The 16,953-nt window shown below is 64.8% G+C and carries 17 protein-coding genes and 1 tRNA gene; 8 read left to right on the forward strand and 10 right to left on the reverse strand.

Translation table 11 applies throughout. From position 1 onward, the window contains the following. From QMB55_RS09460 to QMB55_RS09470, 3 genes are all read right to left on the reverse strand, one after another. A partial coding sequence (locus QMB55_RS09460) for an Ldh family oxidoreductase (protein WP_497588451.1) occupies positions 1-385 on the reverse strand: 385 nt, incomplete at its 3' end. A 34-nt stretch (positions 386-419) separates the two neighbouring features. Then, positions 420-1,475, reverse strand: a complete 1,056-nt coding sequence (gene uxuA / locus QMB55_RS09465) for a mannonate dehydratase (protein WP_497588452.1) — start codon at positions 1,473-1,475, stop codon at positions 420-422. 34 nt (positions 1,476-1,509) lie between these two features. After that, positions 1,510-2,970, reverse strand: coding sequence for a mannitol dehydrogenase family protein (locus QMB55_RS09470; RefSeq protein WP_497588453.1), 1,461 nt, complete (start codon positions 2,968-2,970; stop codon positions 1,510-1,512). A 328-nt stretch (positions 2,971-3,298) separates the two neighbouring features. Here QMB55_RS09470 and QMB55_RS09475 point away from each other — a divergent pair, with 328 nt between their 5' ends. Next, positions 3,299-4,003, forward strand: coding sequence for a GntR family transcriptional regulator (locus tag QMB55_RS09475; protein ID WP_497588454.1), 705 nt, complete (start codon positions 3,299-3,301; stop codon positions 4,001-4,003). A gap of 102 nt (positions 4,004-4,105) precedes the next feature. Then, entirely contained in the window at positions 4,106-5,164 is a 1,059-nt protein-coding gene (locus QMB55_RS09480) for an oxidoreductase (RefSeq protein ID WP_497588455.1), read from the forward strand. 205 nt (positions 5,165-5,369) lie between these two features. On the opposite strand, the gene QMB55_RS09485 is transcribed toward QMB55_RS09480, so the two are convergent. From QMB55_RS09485 to cuyA, 3 genes are all read right to left on the reverse strand, one after another. Next, the gene (locus tag QMB55_RS09485; RefSeq protein WP_497588456.1) at positions 5,370-5,930 is read right to left on the reverse strand and encodes a GNAT family N-acetyltransferase; all 561 of its coding nucleotides are present in this window, start codon (positions 5,928-5,930) and stop codon (positions 5,370-5,372) included. A gap of 89 nt (positions 5,931-6,019) precedes the next feature. Then, on the reverse strand, positions 6,020-6,739 hold the full coding sequence (gene cuyB / locus QMB55_RS09490; protein ID WP_497588457.1) for a cysteate racemase: 720 nt from the start codon (positions 6,737-6,739) through the stop codon (positions 6,020-6,022). Positions 6,740-6,747: 8 nt separating this feature from the next. Continuing rightward, positions 6,748-7,767: a D-cysteate sulfo-lyase gene (cuyA, locus tag QMB55_RS09495; RefSeq protein ID WP_497588458.1), complete on the reverse strand. Its 1,020-nt coding sequence runs from the start codon at positions 7,765-7,767 to the stop codon at positions 6,748-6,750. Between the two features lie 394 nt (positions 7,768-8,161). Between cuyA and QMB55_RS09500 the strand changes: the two genes are divergently transcribed. Continuing rightward, the gene (locus QMB55_RS09500) at positions 8,162-8,629 is read left to right on the forward strand and encodes a hypothetical protein (RefSeq protein WP_497588459.1); all 468 of its coding nucleotides are present in this window, start codon (positions 8,162-8,164) and stop codon (positions 8,627-8,629) included. Between the two features lie 142 nt (positions 8,630-8,771). On the opposite strand, the gene ssb is transcribed toward QMB55_RS09500, so the two are convergent. Together ssb and QMB55_RS09510 are read right to left on the reverse strand one after the other, a co-directional pair. Continuing rightward, positions 8,772-9,245 (reverse strand): single-stranded DNA-binding protein, encoded by a 474-nt coding sequence (gene ssb, locus QMB55_RS09505; protein ID WP_497588460.1) that lies wholly within the window; start codon positions 9,243-9,245, stop codon positions 8,772-8,774. Positions 9,246-9,381: 136 nt separating this feature from the next. Continuing rightward, complete coding sequence (locus tag QMB55_RS09510) at positions 9,382-10,560, reverse strand: MFS transporter (RefSeq protein ID WP_497588461.1); 1,179 nt, start codon at positions 10,558-10,560, stop codon at positions 9,382-9,384. 124 nt (positions 10,561-10,684) lie between these two features. Here QMB55_RS09510 and uvrA point away from each other — a divergent pair, with 124 nt between their 5' ends. The 5 genes from uvrA to QMB55_RS09535 all read left to right on the forward strand — a co-directional run bounded on the left by uvrA (position 10,685) and on the right by QMB55_RS09535 (position 15,243). Next, positions 10,685-13,555 carry an excinuclease ABC subunit UvrA gene (gene uvrA / locus QMB55_RS09515; RefSeq protein ID WP_497588462.1) on the forward strand — a complete coding sequence of 957 codons (2,871 nt, stop codon included), beginning with the start codon at positions 10,685-10,687 and terminating at the stop codon, positions 13,553-13,555. A 63-nt stretch (positions 13,556-13,618) separates the two neighbouring features. After that, positions 13,619-13,978 (forward strand): HU family DNA-binding protein, encoded by a 360-nt coding sequence (locus QMB55_RS09520; protein ID WP_497588463.1) that lies wholly within the window; start codon positions 13,619-13,621, stop codon positions 13,976-13,978. A gap of 104 nt (positions 13,979-14,082) precedes the next feature. Further along, positions 14,083-14,700, forward strand: coding sequence for a hypothetical protein (locus QMB55_RS09525; protein WP_497588464.1), 618 nt, complete (start codon positions 14,083-14,085; stop codon positions 14,698-14,700). 82 nt (positions 14,701-14,782) lie between these two features. Beyond that, positions 14,783-14,858, forward strand: a tRNA-Ala gene (locus QMB55_RS09530). Positions 14,859-15,021: 163 nt separating this feature from the next. Further along, positions 15,022-15,243, forward strand: coding sequence for an Arm DNA-binding domain-containing protein (locus QMB55_RS09535; RefSeq protein ID WP_497588465.1), 222 nt, complete (start codon positions 15,022-15,024; stop codon positions 15,241-15,243). Between the two features lie 2 nt (positions 15,244-15,245). Here QMB55_RS09535 and QMB55_RS09540 read toward each other — a convergent pair. Continuing rightward, positions 15,246-16,333 (reverse strand): IS3 family transposase gene (locus QMB55_RS09540; protein WP_497588466.1). Its coding sequence is split into 2 segments (ribosomal slippage): positions 15,246-16,081 and positions 16,081-16,333, totalling 1,089 coding nucleotides; the frame shifts between segments, so codons are not numbered across the junction. Positions 16,334-16,735: 402 nt separating this feature from the next. Then, positions 16,736-16,888, reverse strand: coding sequence for an integrase core domain-containing protein (locus tag QMB55_RS09545; RefSeq protein WP_497588467.1), 153 nt, complete (start codon positions 16,886-16,888; stop codon positions 16,736-16,738). Positions 16,889-16,953: the final 65 nt, after the last annotated feature.

A 16,953-nucleotide genomic window follows, 5' to 3' on the forward strand; every position in this document is an offset into this window, starting at 1 on the left:
CCGCCTGCCAGCCGTAGCTGCCGCCGCGCAGCCAGTGGTTGGTGTTGGCCAGCGCGACGGCCCCGAGGCCGTTCTGCTGCGCCAGCTCGATGGCTCGCGCCATCGCCGCGTGGGCATTGGTGTTGCCGAGCCCGCGCCGCCCGTCCCAACGCTCGAAGGCGCCCATGCCTTCGACCTTGACCGGTTCGGCGGCCAGATCGATGTAGCCCTTGTCGATGTACTCGACGACGCGCGGGAAACGGTTGACGCCGTGCGAGTACACGCCGTCGGCACTCGTCTCGGCCATCAGTCGCGCCGACAGCGCGGCGCGCTCCACCGGGCAGCCGCGCCCGACGAGGATGCGTTGAAAGGTCTCCAGCAGTTCTGTGTAGGCGATGCGTGGCATGGCGTATAAATCCCGCTCCTCGACGGTTTAAGGCTTACTTCGCGGCCGCAGGGGCACACTTGTCGACGGCTTCCCAGAGGCCGTTCAGATACACCGCGCCGAGCGCGCGATCGTAGAGGCCGTAGCCCGGCTTGCCGGTCTCGCCCCAGATCATGCGCCCGTGGTCGGGGCGCCAGTAGCCGGTGAAGCCGACGTCATGGTAGGCCTTGACGATGGCCGCCATGTCGAGCGAGCCGTCGCACGAACGGTGCGTCGATTCGTAGAAGGTGCCGTCCGGCTCGACCTTGACGTTGCGCAGGTGACCGAAGTGGATGCGCCCCATGCCGCCGAACTCGCGCACCAGGGACTCGATGTTGTTGCACAGGTCGGCGCCGAGCGAGCCCGAACAGAGCGTCAGGCCGTTGGCCGGCGAATCGACGATATTGACGAGGCGGGCGAGGTCGTCGCGGTTCTTGACGATGCGCGGCAAGCCGAAGATCGGACGCGGGGGATCGTCCGGGTGCATCGCCATTTTGACGCCGGCCTCCGCAGCGACCGGAATGATCGCCTTGAGGAAGTATTCGAGGTTGGCCCACAGTTGTTCTTCGCCCACCGCCTTGTATTCGTCGAGCAGCGCCTTCAATTCCTCGGGCTTGTAGCTCGCGTCCCAGCCGGGCAGCGAGATACCCTTTTCCGGATCGATCTTGGCCACCGCCGCAGCGTCGAAGGCCAGCGTCGTCGAGCCGTCGGGCAGCACCTTGGCCATCTCGGTACGCGTCCAGTCGAAGACCGGCATGAAGTTGTAGCAGATGACCTTGACGCCGACCGCGGCGCAGTTGCGGATGTTCTGCTGGAAGTTGGCGATCAGGCGATCGCGCGAAGGCTTACCGAGCTTGATGTCCTCGTGCACCGGCACGCTCTCGACCACCTCGAAGGCCAGGCCGGCACCATTGATGCGGTCGCGCAGGGCCTGCAGCTTCTCGACCGGCCACACCTCGCCGACCGGGACGTCGTAGATCGCCGAGACGATGCCGTACATGCCGGGAATCTGGCGGATGTATTCGAGTTTGACGGGATCACTCTCGCCGTACCAACGGAAGGTCATCTTCATGGTGTTGTCCTTTTTCTCTCGTGTTTCCGCGCGTTCAGGCGGCGGGACGAACGGCGCAGGCCAGGTCGGCACGGCGCCCGAGTTCGATGAATTTTTCTTCGAGCTGGCGACGGAAGCCGGCGTCGTCCGCCAGATCGCGTCCGAACACGGCCTCGCAGGCCAGCAGGTGAGCGACCACGTCGGCCGGCTGGCTGGCGCGGCGCGCGCGCGCCAGAAGCTCGACGGCGAGCGGATCGTTGAGCTGCCCGTCCGGCGTATGCGCCACCTTCACGACGAAGTGCATCCAGCCGGCAACGGCGGTGGCCAGGGCCGGCACCGGCAGGCCGCGTGCCAAGCGCGCGCGCAGCGGCGCGAGCAGGCGTTGCGGCAGTTTCTGCGAGCCGTCCATGGCGATCTGCAGGGTGCGGTGTTTGAGCGCCGGATTGCAGAAGCGGCGACGCAGGCTGGCAACGTAGTCGGCCGGATCGACGCCGCTCGGGGCATCGAGCACCTCGCCCACTTCCTTCCACAAGGCATCGAGCACGCCGACGATGAACTCGGACTGCATGGCGTCGGCCACCGTCTCGCGGCCGGAGAGCTGGCCGAGGTAGGCGAGCGTCGAATGCGCGCCGTTCAGGCAGCGCAGCTTCATGTCTTCCCAGCGCTCGATCTCGTTCGAGAACACCGCGCCGCCGAGGGTCCAGTCGGGGCGGCCGAGGGTGAAGTGATCCTCGATCACCCACTGAGTGAATTCTTCGGCCACCACCGGGCCGGCGTCGTCCATGCCCAGCACCGCGGCGACGTGCGCCACGTCGGCGTCGGTCGTTGCCGGGGTGATGCGGTCAACCATGGAGCACGGGAAGGCCACTTCGGCCTCGATCCAGTCGGCCAGGGCGGCGTCGATGATACGCGCATAGGCGACCACGGCGGCCTTGGCGCGACGGCCGTTGTGCGGCAGGTTGTCACAGCTCAGAACGGTGAACGGGGCGATGCCGGCGGCGCGGCGCAGGCGCAGCGCCTCGACGATCAGCCCGAGGATGGTCTTCGGCGCGCGCGGGGCAGCGAGGTCGGCGACGATGGCCGGCGCTTCGCGTTGCAGGGCGCCGCTCGCGGGGTCGATGTAGTAACCTTTTTCGGTCACCGTCAGGCTGACGATGCGCGTCGTCGGCGCGGCCATGCGCGCCAGCACGGTCGGCAGGTCGTCAGCGCCGAGCACTTCGACGATGGACCCGATGACCTGCAGACGCTCGCCTGCAGCGCTCATCTCGGCCAGGGTGTAGAGTCCGTCCTGCGGCGCCAGCGCCGCCTTGACCCGGCCGGAGACGAGGCCGGCGGCGACGATGCCCCAGCCCAGGTCGCCGGATTCCAGGACGGCGTCGGTATAGACCGCCTGATGCGCGCGATGGAAAGCCCCCAGGCCAAGGTGTACGATGGCCGGGACCACGCGCCGACGGTCGTAGGTCGGGCGTTTCACCGTGGCCGGCAAAGCGGCGGCGGTCGCTTCAGACAGGTGCATGAGCTGCTCTCCAGAGGGTGCGGACTGCCATAGGATACAAAAAATGGAACACAATTCCAATGAATACTTGTATGGTAGTAGATGAATCAAGCAGATGTCACGCAGAAACAGGGGTGCAGCATCGCTCAAAAAACACCGAGGCGTGGTCGACGGGTCATCGCGCAGGGCTCGGCGGCGACGGAAAAAACAGTGACGTACCCGGCATCGCATGGGTGCCGCCGAACGACGTGATGGCGCGAAAGATACGCTGCCGGAAACCTGCCGCCACTTCGTGAGCGTCTGCGCATATTCCAGTCGCAAGGCTTGGGGTAAAATTATAGGGATGAACATGGACACTTTCGACACACTGCCTTCGGGCGTATTCCGTCCCAAGGAGTCGCTCTCGATGGGCGCCCAGCTGCACCGCATCCTGCGCAATGCGATCATCCAGGGCGAACTGGTTCCCGGGCAGGCGATCTCCGAAGTGGAAATGAGCAAGCGCTTCTCGATCAGCCGCCAGCCGGTGCGCGAGGCGTTCATCAAGCTCGCCGAGGAACGCCTGATCGAAGTGCTGCCGCAGCGCGGCACCTACGTGCGCAAGATCTCGGTCAAGGAGATGCTCGGTGCGCGCCACGTGCGCGAGATCATCGAAGTCTCGATCGCGCGCGAGGTCGCCCTCACCCGCGACGCCGACCTGATCGCCCGCCTGCGCCAGAACATCGCCGCGCAGCGCGCCGTCGAACCGGGGGATCGCAAGAGCATCCTGCTCATCGACGACGAACTGCACAAATCGCTGGCGCTGTTCGCCGGGCGCGAATACGCCTGGCGCGTCACCGAAAACATCAAGTCGCAGATCGACCGCGTGCGCTTCCTGACCTACGACATGGCCAAGCCGACCGCGCAGATCATCACCGAGCACGAGGCGATCGTCGACGCCATCGAAGCGGGCGACCCCGACGCCGCCGCGGCGCAAATGGAAAGCCACCTGCGCGAGATCCTGACCTCGCTGCCGATGCTCGCCGAGCGCTACCCGGAACACTTCATCGACGACTGATTCACTGATTCCGTTCATCGATCTTTCGTGACGCCAGGGCGAACCGACAGCGCCGGACGCCCGCTCACGGAGGATGAACCCCGCCCTCGGCTAGGAGGCTCCATGGCTGCTCCCCTCAACGTCGCCATCCTCGGCTACGGTTTTGCCAGCAAGGTTTTCCACGCCCCGCTGATCGCCAGCGTGCCCGGCCTGCGCCTGACCGCCATCGTCAGCCGCGACCCGGCCAAGGTCGCCGCCGACTGGCCCGAAGTCCCGGTCGTGGCGACGCCCGAAGCCGTCTTCGCCGATCCGTCGATCGACCTCGTCGTGGTGCCGACGCCCAACCCGACGCACGCCCCACTCGCCCGCGCCGCGCTCGAGGCGGGCAAGCACGTGGTGGTCGACAAACCCTTCACCGTCACCCTCGCCGAAGCGCGCGAGTTGCACGCCGTCGCCGAACGCTGCGGGCGCGTGCTCTCGGTCTTCCAGAACCGGCGCTGGGACGCCGACTTCCTGACCCTGCGCGACGTCATCGCCGGCGGCGAACTCGGGCGCCTCGTCCATTTCGAATCGCATTTCGACCGCTACCGCCCCTACCTGCGCAACGCCTGGCGCGAAGAAGCGGCGCCCGGCATCGGCCTGTGGTACGACCTCGGCGCCCACCTCGCCGATCAGGCGCTGCAGCTCTTCGGCACGCCCGACAGCATCACCCTCGACCTCGCCGCGCAGCGCGACGGCAGCCGGGTCTGCGACTGGTTCCACGCCATCCTGCGCTACGGCGCGCTGCGCTGCGTGCTGCATGCCAGCACGATCACCGCGCAGCCGGCGCCGCGCTTCACGGTGCATGGCACGCTGGGCAGCTTCGTCAAATGGGGGCTCGACCCGCAGGAAGACGCGCTCAAGGCCGGGCAACGTCCGGCCGCAAGCGACTGGGGCCACGACCCGCTGCCGGCGCAGCTCACCACCTACCCCGACAACGCACCGCAGACGCGCACGCTCGCCTGCCGCGCCGGCGACTACCCGGCGTACTACGCCGCGGTGCGCGACGCCATCCTCGGCCACGCCCCGAACCCGGTCGATGCGCGCCAGGGCATTCGCGTCATGGGCCTGCTCGAACTCGGCGTGCGCAGCCATGCCGAAGGGCGCACCCTGCCCGTGCTCGAAGCCGACCTCGCGCCCTGAGCCCCAGGCACAGGCCAGGAAGGCGCGTCCCGCTTAGCCTGCAACCGGCCTGCAGGGCGCACCGGCCGGTCATCCTGGCACGCAGAGATGCGGGTACGCCGCAGTCCGCTGTTGGGCGAACAAAACCCCCGAAGGAAAAGGGGCGCAGAACGAAAGCCCGGCCGAGTTCATGCTCTTGGGCTTGCCCAGGGTCAGGGCGCGCCTTTCAAATCTCCAGCGCACACACCATGTAATCGCTCGGCCCGGGGTAGGTCGAAAGAAGCCGACGCTGCTCGGGCGAGAGCTCGGCGACCACCGCGTACCCGCGCTTTTGCCAGAAGGCGCGCGAATCCTGCACCGACACCAGCGCCGAGTGGGTCAGCCCGAGGGCGCGCGCATGCACCCAGGCGTGCTCGATCAGGGCCCGCGCCGCGCCCACACCGGCAGCAGCGGCGGCGACCGCGAGGTCATGCAGGTAAAGGCAGTCGCCCGCGGGCTGTGGCTCGAAATCGCCGTGCAACGGCGTCAGTCGCCCCCGGCTCGAACGGTAGCCGACGAGGTAGGCGCAAACGCCGGTCGCCGCCTCGGCCACCCAAGCGGTTTCGGGCGCAACCGCAAGGCGACGGCGGATCACGGCCTCGGGTTCGACGGTCTGCGCCCCGTAACAAGCCGCCTGGATGGTCAGCACGGCGGGCACATCGTCGGCGCCCATGGCGCGCAGGCAGAGCGCGGGAGAAACGGCGGGGCTGGATTCAGCCGGGCCGAAGGAAACAAACGGCAAAGGCATCGGCACGCAAAAAGGCGGCATTATCCCGCAGCGCCGCCCGCCGACCAAACCGAGTGCTGCGCGTCACAAAGCTCTCGGCGGGACGGCCCCTAGGCGCAGCGGGCGCGCAGCCAGGCGTCGATGCAAGCGCCGGCCAGCGCCCGGTTGGTATCGACACAGAGCGGCAGATGCACCGAACGGATCCGCTCGTAAGCGAGGGGCACCTCGGTGCAACCGAGGATGAGGTGCGTCGCCCCGCGTTCGAGCAGCGCGTCGCCGACCGCCTCGAGCAGCTGCGCCCCGGCCTCGACATCGCCCGCCTTGACGGCGTAGCAACCGGGGGTGAACAGGCGTTCGACTTCGTCGTCGCTGGGCACCAGGCAGTCGAACCCGGCGTCGGCGAACCGCTGTTGATACATCCCGCAGGCCAGCAGGCCGCGGGTGGCGATCAGCCCCGGCCGGACCGGCTCGTTCGCCCCCAGCGCACGCACCCGATCCAGCGTCGCTTCAGCGATGTGGATGAGGGGCACCGGGCTGGCCGCCGCCAGATCGTCGTACCAGCGGTGCGCGGTATTGCACGGAATGGCGATGTGCGTCGCCCCCGCCGCAACCAGACGCTCCAGTCCGGCGAGCATGGCCGGCAAGGGCGATTCGCCGTGTCCGGCGAGGAAGTTCTGACGGTCCGGAATCTGCGCCACGTTCCAGGCCACGACGGGGACGTGATCCTGGTCGCGCGCTGCCGGCATGTCCTGCACCAGCTTGTGCAGGAAATCGACGGTGGCCAGCGGCCCCATCCCCCCCAGCACGCCCAGCAGATACCGTTGCGCCATATTCCCTCCTACGGGTGCGGCAGCGGGTCGGCCATGCCGAAGGCGTCGCGGTAGGCGAACAGCCCGGCCGAACCGCCGGTATGCACGAAAACGACGTTCTGCCCGCGGCGGAAGCGCCCCTTGCGGATCAGGTCGATCAGACCGGCCATGCCCTTGCCCGAATAGACGGGGTCGAGGAGGACACCTTCATACTGGGCGAGCAGCGTCACCGCCTCGATCATCCCCGAGGTCGGGCGGCCGTAACCGGCGCCGACGTAGTCACAGTCGGCCTGTACCGCCTCGCGCCGCAGTTCGCCGCGCAGGCCAATCTTCTCCCAGGTCAGAGCGGCGAGCTTGAAGACGTTGGCCTCCTGCGCCTCACGCGCCGCGCGCACGCCGATGCCGAGCACCGGGATGCCGCTGTTCATGCCCTCGAAGCCGACCACCAGCCCGGCCTGCGTGCCGCAGCTGCCGGTGGCGTGAACCACGGCATCGATCGGCAAACCGCGCTCGTTGACTTGTTGCAGGATTTCCTGCGCGCAGACCACGTAACCGAGCGCGCCGAGGGCATTGGAACCGCCACCGGGAATCAGGTACGGCCGCTCGCCCTGGGCGCGCAAGCGCTCACCGACGGCCAGCATCTCGGCGTTCATGTCCAAGCCCGCCGGACGCACCTCGAGCCGCGCCCCGAACAGGCGGTCGAGGAAGACGTTGCCGCTGCCGTAGTAATCGCTCGCCGCACCGTCGACGCGCTCTTCGAGCAAGGCCGTCGCGCCGAGACCGAACCGGCAGGCCGCGGCGACCGTCTGGCGTACATGGTTGGACTGCGTCGCGCCCTGGGTCACGAGATGGGTCGCGCCTTCGGCCAGCGCATCGCCGACCAGGAATTCGAGCTTGCGCGTCTTGTTGCCGCCGCTGGCAAGCCCCGTACAGTCATCGCGTTTGAGATAGATTTCCGGGCCGCCAAGCAGTTTGCTCAGGCGCGGCAGGTGTTCGAGCGGGGTCGGAGCATGCGTCAGGCGCACACGGGCGAAGCGGGTCAGGTCCATGAAACGCTCTCTTTCGAAAAGTCACAACGATGAATTCAAAAGACACTCAAGAGGATCTTACTCCGATGGATTCGGCCAGCCAAACCCATGATCATAAGTTGAAACACAGGGATCTCGATCGACAACCACGCGATGCTCCCGCGGCCGATCTGCTTCCCCTGATGCCGTAGGACCCGCCTGCTTCAATCACCCACGACGGCGATCGTCATTATTGCCATAGCATCTAAAACGCCTTGATCTGGACCGCTCCAGCGTCTAGAACCGAAGCTGATATTGCCGCAAACCTTTGACGCCGCGCCGGACTCACGCGGTCCTGTTGCAAAACATCCGAGAACGCTCGGCGATCCGCCAAAGGCCGATGAAGTATGCCCCTCTTTTTCAGGGAAATGCCGACATGACCCCCAAAACCATCGCGCTTGCTTGCGTCCTGTTCATGACCTCAACCACGTTCGCAATCGCCCAGCAATTCGTGTACCCCGCCAAAGGGCAATCGCCGGAACAACAAAAAACAGACGAAGCCGCCTGCTATTCATGGGCCGTGCAACAGTCGGGCTACGATCCGGCCCGTCCGCCCGCGGCGCCCACGGCCGCGCCGCAGCCGACAACCGCCACCGGCAGCACCCCAGGGGCCGGGGTTCGCGGCGCCGCGCGCGGCGCCCTCGTCGGCGAAGTCGTCGGTGGGGATGCCGGCACCGGCGCGGCGGCCGGGGCAGTTGCCGCGCGTAGCCACAGCCGGCGACACAATGCGGAAACCAGCCAGCAGGCCAAGCAACAGCAGAGCGCCACGACACAAACGCAGCAAGCCTCTTTCGGGAAAGCGCGCGCGGCCTGTCTTGAAGGGCGCGGATATAGCGTCAAATAGACGGCCGAGAGAATCAAGCCAGCCGCTGCAGCGAGGCCTCAAAGCCCGCATCTTGCATCTAGTGCCCCGCCCCCCAAAAAAAACGCCGGCAGCCATGGCTGCCGGCGTTTTTTGATCGGTGCTTCGATCGACAACGCAACAATCAGAACGGGATGTCGTCGTCCATGGTGTCGAAGCTCGGCGCCTTCTTGGCCGGCGCGGGGCGCGAACCGCCGCCCGAAGACGACGACGGCATGCTGCCGCCGTACTCGGCCTCGCCGCCCGACGAGGACGCCGCGCTCTGACGGCCGCCGAGCATCTGCATTTCGGTCGCTTCGATTTCGGTGGTGTAACGCTCCTGGCCTTCCTTGTCCTGCCACTTGCGGGTACGGATACGGCCCTCGATGTACACCGACGAGCCCTTCTTGAGGTACTGGCCGACGATTTCGGCGAGCTTGCGGTAGAACACGACGCGGTGCCATTCGGTCACTTCCCGCTTCTCGCCGCTGTTCTTGTCCTTCCACGATTCCGTCGTCGCCAGACGGACGTTGGCGACCGCCTCGCCGTTGGACATGTAGCGGACTTCCGGGTCGGCGCCGAGGTTGCCGACGAGGATTATTTTATTGACCGAAGCCATGTTGCCTCCATGATGGGTATGATGAAGCCGGCCCACGGCCGGTACTCTGGGACGCGATTATAAAAGAGAAACGTCCGTTCCGATTTCAGTTCGGCGCGAAAGAGAATGGCGGTAAGAACAACGGACGCGCGCGGAATCAGGCCGAGGGCTCGCCGCGCCGGGCCGGAACCACCAGCCCCCCGGCGATGCCGAGCCAGACGAGGCCCAGCAGCGCGCAGGCGAGCCACACCGCCTGCGGCCCGGCAAAAGCCGCCAGCGCCCCGCCCAAGGCGCCGCCGGCAAAGAGACCGAGAGACTGCAGTGTGTTGTAGACGCCGAGCGCGGCGCCTTTGGCGTGCGGCGCGGCCAGACGGGCGATCAGCGAAGGTTGCGTCGCTTCGAGAACGTTGAAGGCGACGAAGAACACGAGCAGCCAGAAAAAGAGCCCCGGCAGGCCCTCGGCCAGGTAGGCGAAGCCCAGTTGGGCGATGCTCAGCAGGGCGATGGCGGCAAGGAAAACCGCCCTCATCCGCCCCTTGCGTTCGGCGGCGATGACCGCCGGCACCATCAGCGCCAGCGACAACAGCACGGCCGGCAGATAGAGCTTCCAGTGCGCGCCGACAGCGAGCCCGCCGCGTTCGATCAGCGCCGCCGGCAACAGCACCCACATCGCGGTCTGCACGAGGTGGAGGATGAACACGCCGGCGTTCATGCGCAGCAGCTGCGGTTGCACGAGCACTTCGCGGAAGCCCGCCCAACCGGGCTGACGGGGAATCGCTGGCGCCACCGGGACGACGCGCCAGACAACCACGATCGCCAGCAGCGAGAGCACGCCGGTGAGCACGAACATGCCGGGCAGACCGACGAGATTGAACAATAAGGGTGCGGCAACCATCGACATCGCGAAGACGAGGCCGATCGACCCTCCGATCATGGCCATCACCTTGGTCAAATGCTGCTCGCGGGTAAGGTCGGCCGCCAGCGCGGTGACCGCGGCCGAGATCGCCCCGGCCCCTTGCAGGGCGCGACCGACGAGGATGTCCGGCAAGTCGGTGGCCGCCGCCGCGATGAAACTGCCGAGCGCGAAGAGGAGCAGCCCGGCGACGATCACCGGCTTGCGCCCGTAGCGGTCGGACGCCGCGCCGTAGGCGATCTGCAGACAGGCCTGGGTGATGCCGTAGGCGCCGAGGGTGAGGCCGATCAGCGCGGTATCGTGCCCCGACGGCAACGCGCGCGCATGCACGGCGAACACCGGCAGGATGAGGAAGAGCCCGAGCATGCGCAGGGCAAAAACGCCGGCCAGGGCGACACCCGCGCGCCGTTCGGCGGACGTCATCGGATCGCGGGTCGGAGGGCGCATGGTCTGGACGGCAATAAAAACAGGGAACCCGCCTTGGTCCGGACGGTCGGAATTGCGCGTATATTAACAGGTTTGCTTCACCCCACCGGCACAGCCCCCCATGGACGGACTTCAGCACATCAGGATACGCGGCGCGCGCACGCACAACCTGAAAAACATCAACCTCGACCTGCCGCGCAACCGCCTGATCGTGATCACCGGTCTCTCGGGTTCGGGCAAGTCTTCGCTCGCCTTCGACACGCTCTACGCCGAAGGCCAGCGCCGCTACGTCGAGTCGCTCTCGGCCTACGCCCGGCAATTCCTGCAGATGATGGACAAGCCCGACGTCGATCTGATCGAAGGCCTCTCGCCAGCAATTTCGATCGAGCAGAAGGCGACCAGCCACAACCCGCGCTCGACGGTCGGCACCGTCACCGAAATCCACGACTACCTGCGCCTGCTCTTTGCCCGCGCCGGAACGCCCTACTGCCCGGAACACGGCCATCCGCTCGCGGCGCAGACCGTGTCGCAGATGGTCGACCACGTCCTCGCCCTGCCGCCCGACAGCAAACTGATGATCCTCGCCCCGGTGGTCGCCAACCGCAAGGGCGAGCAACTCGAACTCTTCGCCGAACTGCGCGCCCAGGGGTTCGCCCGCCTGCGCGTGGACGGCAAGATCCACGAGATCGACGCTCTGCCCAAACTCGCGAAGACGCAGAAACACAGCATCGACGTCGTCGTCGACCGGCTCAAGGTGCGCGATGACATGCGCCAGCGCCTCGCCGAATCCTTCGAGACCGCACTGCGCCACGCCGACGGCCGCGCCATCGCGCTGGAGATGGACAGCGGCAAGGAGCACCTCTTCTCGGCCAAATTCGCTTGCCCGGTGTGTTCATACGCCTTGCAGGAACTCGAACCGCGCATCTTCTCCTTCAACAACCCGATGGGCGCCTGCCCCAAATGCGACGGCCTGGGCGTCATCCAGTTCTTCGACCCCAAGCGCATCGTCACCCAGCCGACGCTGTCGCTCGCCGCTGGCGCGATCCGCGGCTGGGACAAGCGTAACCAGTTCTACCACCAGCTGCTCACCTCGCTCGCCGATCATTACGGCTTCGACATCGATACGCCGTTCGAGCAGTTGCCCGAATCCGTGCGCGAACTCGTGCTCTTCGGTTCGGGGCGCGAAGTCATCCGCTTCTGCTACCTCAACGAAAAGGGCACACGCTTCGACCGCAGCCACACCTTTGAAGGCATCGTCCCCAACCTTGAGCGGCGCTACAAAGAAACCGACTCGGTCGCGGTGCGCGAAGAACTCTCCAAGCTGATCAGCAACAAGACCTGCCCGCATTGCGACGGCGCCCGCCTGCGCAAGGAAGCCCGCCACGTGTGCGTCGGCGAAGGCGAACAGGCGCTGACCCTGCACGCCATCAACCGCCTGCCGCTCACCCAGGCACTCGGCTATTTCGAGACCCTGCAGCTCTCGGGCAACAAGGCCCAGGTCGCGGAGAAGATCCTCAAGGAAATCGTCAGCCGCCTGCACTTCCTCACCGACGTCGGCCTCGACTACCTGTCGCTCGATCGCTCGGCAGAAACCCTCTCCGGCGGCGAGGCGCAGCGCATCCGCTTGGCTTCGCAGATCGGCTCCGGACTCACTGGCGTCATGTACGTGCTCGACGAACCGTCGATCGGCCTGCACCAGCGCGACAACGACCGTCTGCTCAAGACCTTGGCCCACCTGCGTGACCAGGGCAACACCGTCATCGTCGTCGAACACGACGAGGATGCGATTCGCAACGCCGACTACGTCGTCGACATCGGTCCGGGCGCCGGCGTGCACGGCGGCGCCATCGTCGCCGAAGGCACCCCACAGCAGATTGCAACCCATCCCGATTCGGTCACCGGCGACTACCTCTCCGGCCGGCGCGCCATCCGCGCCCCGGGCAAGCCGCGTCCGATCGATCCGGAACGCATGCTTCGCGTGCGCGGCGCCCGCGGCAACAACCTGAAGAACGTCGATCTCGAACTGCCGGTCGGGCTCTTCACCTGCATCACCGGCGTTTCCGGCTCGGGCAAGTCGACGCTGATCAACGACACGCTCTACACCGCCGTCGCCCGCCACCTGCACGGCGCCAGCGCTGAACCCGCCGAACACGATGTCATCGAAGGCCTCGAACACTTCGACAAGGTGATCAACGTCGACCAGGCGCCGATCGGGCGCACACCGCGTTCCAACCCGGCCACCTACACCGGGCTGCTGACTCCGATCCGCGAACTTTTTGCCGGCGTCCCCGAGTCACGGACACGCGGCTACGGGCCCGGTCGTTTTTCCTTCAACGTCAAGGGCGGACGCTGCGAAGCCTGCCAGGGCGACGGCGTCATCAAGGTCGAGATGCATTTTCTGCCCGACCTCTACGTCGCCTGCGACGTCTGCCACGGCCAGCGCTACAACCGCGAAACGCTGGAAATCCAGTACAAGGGCAAGAACATCCACGACATCCTGCAGATGACGGTCGAACAGGCACGCGAATTCTTCGACGCCGTGCCCGTCGTCGCGCGCAAGCTGCAGACGCTGGTCGACGTCGGCCTCTCGTACATCACCCTCGGACAGAGCGCCACCACGCTCTCCGGCGGCGAAGCCCAGCGCGTCAAGCTGGCGCTCGAACTCTCCAAGCGCGACACCGGGCGCACCCTCTACATCCTCGACGAACCGACCACCGGCCTGCACTTCCAGGACATCGAGATGCTGCTCGCGGTGCTGCACCGACTCTCGGCGCACGGCAACACCGTGGTGGTCATCGAGCACAACCTCGATGTCATCGCCACCGCCGACTGGATTGTCGACCTCGGGCCGGAAGGCGGCGACGGCGGCGGCCGCATCCTGGCCACCGGTACGCCAGCCGCCCTCTGCCGCCATGCCGAAAGCCATACCGGGCGCTTTCTGGAGCAGCTCCTGGCCCGTCATGCCCTTGTCAAAAGGCGAAACAAGCCATAAAAAAACAACAAAAAAGCCAAAAGCGCCTGTTTTTCTGCCCTCCCCCCCCTTCCCACTGGGCGAATGAAGTGTAAGAATCGCAGCGGAGTTCCAGTGAGGCTCTCAACATCAACAACAGGAGATACTATGAACAAGTCTGAATTGATCGACGCAATTGCAGCGCGCACCGAACTGTCCAAGGTTGCTTCCGGCAAGGCCCTCGACGCCGTCATCGAATCCATCATTCAGGCTGTTGCCAAGGGCGACGGCGTGAGCCTCGTTGGCTTTGGTTCGTTCAAGTCGGCTGCCCGCGCCGCGCGCGAAGGCAAGAACCCGAAGACCGGTGAAAAGATCAAGATCGCAGCGACCACCGTGCCGAAGTTCTCCGCTGGCGCCACCTTCAAGGCCGCCGTTGCCACCGCCAAGGGCAAGAAAAAGAAGTAAGCCTCACCTCGCCTTGCTCCCAAAAAGGCTTGCCTGCGTGCAAGCCTTTTTCGTTTATCTCCCCGAGTCTTCCCCCCTCAACGTTCGCTCACCGGGAGTCAACCATGTCCAAGCTGTTCCGCCTTGCCCTCGCGATCCTCATCGCCACCCCCCTGACCGCTTCCGCTCAAAACGCCCCCGCCACCGAAGCGATCACGCTCACCGGCCCGGGCAAATTCGCGGGCGTCTTTGAAGTCAAGACACAAGCCACCATCGCTGCGGTCGATCCCGCCGCGCGCAGCGTCGTCCTCGCGCGCAAGAACGGCACGCAACTGACCCTCGTCGTCGGCGACACGGTCAAGAACTTCGAGCAGATCAAAGTCGGCGACCGCGTGGTCACCCGCCACACACAGGCCGTGGTCCTTGAAGTCAAGAAGGGTGGCGCCGGAATTCGCGAACGCACGGTCATCAGCGACAGCGGCAAGGCCGCGCCGGGAAGCAAGCCCTCCGCCTACGAGGCCACCCGGGTCAACTTCGTCGCCGACGTAATCAAGGTCGACAAGAAGGCCCAAACCCTCACCCTGCAGGGGGTGGAACGCAAAGTGACGTTGAAGGTCAAGGATGCCGAGCAACTGAACGCCGTCGAGAAGGGTGATCAGGTCGAAGGCGTCTATGCCGATGCTGTCGCGATCGCCGTCGAACCCGCACCGCGCAAGAAACCCCAGGCCACCCAGCCTCAATAAACCCGCGTGCACGACCCAACGCTCAAGTACTCAACAACGATTGACGCCTTTTTTTCCGGCACGTAAAATAAGCGCCTTGTCTGGGGGCGTAGCTCAGTTGGGAGAGCGATTGGTTCGCAATCAATAGGTCGGCGGTTCGATCCCGCCCGTCTCCACCAGATACACATCCGAAGCAGTCCGAAGAAGGCCGACAAACCAATAAGCAGCAAGGTTTTCGGCCTTTTTCTTGTCCACACCTGTCCAACGCGAACTATTGAAATCCGACGGTAAGTGGCGGCAACATTGTCGGTAAGCAAGTTACCGACAGAAGGTGTTACCGACATGCCGCTTACCGACACAGCGATCCGTAACGCCAAACCCGAAGAGAAGCCGGTAAAAATCGCAGACGGCGGCGGACTTTATCTCCTTCTGAACCCCAAGGGCTCAAAATGGTGGCGGCTAGATTACCGCTTCGACGGAAAACGCAAGACGATTTCCATGGGCGTCTATCCAGAAATCAGCCTGAAGGGTAATCCCCCCATCTTTAGGGGCTGCCAGAAGTAGAGCTATGCGGCCATGGCCAGCCGCTGCTTTGGGGTGATGCCGCCCAAGGCCATGTTGGGGCGCTCGTGATTGTAAAGCCAGAGCCAGTGGGTCGCGTACTCCTGAACCTCGGCAATCGACTCGAACAGGTAATGGCCGAGCCAATCGTAACGCACAGTGCGGTTGAAGCGCTCGATGTACGCGTTCTGCTGCGGCTTTCCAGGCTGGATGTAATCGAGGCGAACGCCATTTTTCTGCGCCCACTCGGTCAGTGCCTTGCCAACATATTCCGGCCCGTTGTCGCTGCGGATCGCCGTCGGCTTGCCCCTCCATTCGATGACCTGATCGAGCGCACGCACGACCCGCTCGGCGGGCAAGGAGAGGTCAATGTCCATGGCCAACGCTTCGCGATTGAAGTCATCGATGATGTTGAGCATTCGAAAACTGCGCCCATCGGCCAACTGGTCGTGCATGAAGTCCATTGACCAACACTGGTTAATCGTCTCTGGCACCGCCAGCGGCTCGGGTTTCTCGCGCACGATCCGTTTACGCGGCTTGATGCGCAGATTGAGTTCAAGCTCGCGGTAGATCCGATACACCCGCTTGTGATTCCAGCGGTAGCCCTTAACGTTTCGCAGGTACAGAAAGCACAGGCCAAAGCCCCAGTTGCGTTGGTTGTGGGTCAGGCGAATCAGATGATCGGCGATCGCTGCATTCTCCGCCGAGCTCTTCGCCGGGTAGCGGTAGCAAGTTTCGCTTATCCCAAACGCCGAGCACGCCACGCGTATGCTTGTACCGCGTTGCCGTACCGCATGGTGTGCCATCTCGCGCCGACGAGATGGCTTCACCACTTTTCTTCGAGAGCCTCCTTGACGATCTCCGCCTTTAGCCGTTCTTCTGCATACATCTTCTTCAGGCGAGCGTTCTCTGCTTCGAGCTCCTTGAGCCTGGCCATGAGCGATGCATCCATGCCACCGAATTTCGCACGCCACTTGTAAAACGTCGCCGAACTGATGCCGTACTCCCGGCATAACTCCGGCACCGGTTTGCCAGCCTCCGCCTGCTTGAGTACAGCGATGATCTGGCTGTCCGAAAACCTCGATTTCTTCATCTTGTAGAACTCCCTCTGTCCGAGAAAATTCTACTTCTGAACACCCTTATTTACCGGGGGGATTACCCTCTTTTGCCCCTCCCCGTTTGGCATAGTCAACGCCGAAAACATCAAATCCGCCAAATGCGCGGCTGTTAGCCGCCGATTGATGCCAGGCTGGGCGCCAACTACCGTAAAGCTCAGCTTCGTTGCAGGCGTCGATCGCAGAAACTGTCTCAAGCTGCCAAGGGCACCGGAAATGAACGCGGAAGTGCTCGTGTGCCGGGTATGCATAGGGTCTTCCATGTGATCCTAATGACCTGCGTTGAAGGGTGAGTGGCTGTGGCGAGTCATTTCAACCGAACTTGAACAGCGACGTCACCCTGCTTTAAGTATCGGTTTGGATTAGAGTCCTGTTACTGATCATTCCGTGTTTGCCTCAGCGAGTTGCTGAGCATATGCATCGTGGGTAATTCCTCCTAGAGCTTTCTTGTGGCGTTCGTGGTTGTATTCCTGACGCCACGCTTCGATGATGGTCTTTGCATGTCCTAGATGCTTCCGGGTGGTTATGCGCATTCAGGATTTTCCGGCGGTGTCCCGGGAAGTGGTGTAACAGCGTGAGGGAGTGAGGTGTTCGCCGT

Origin of the sequence: Propionivibrio sp. (genome assembly GCF_041441355.1) — a bacterium.
In the GTDB taxonomy this organism is placed as follows: Bacteria; Pseudomonadota; Gammaproteobacteria; order Burkholderiales; family Rhodocyclaceae; genus Propionivibrio.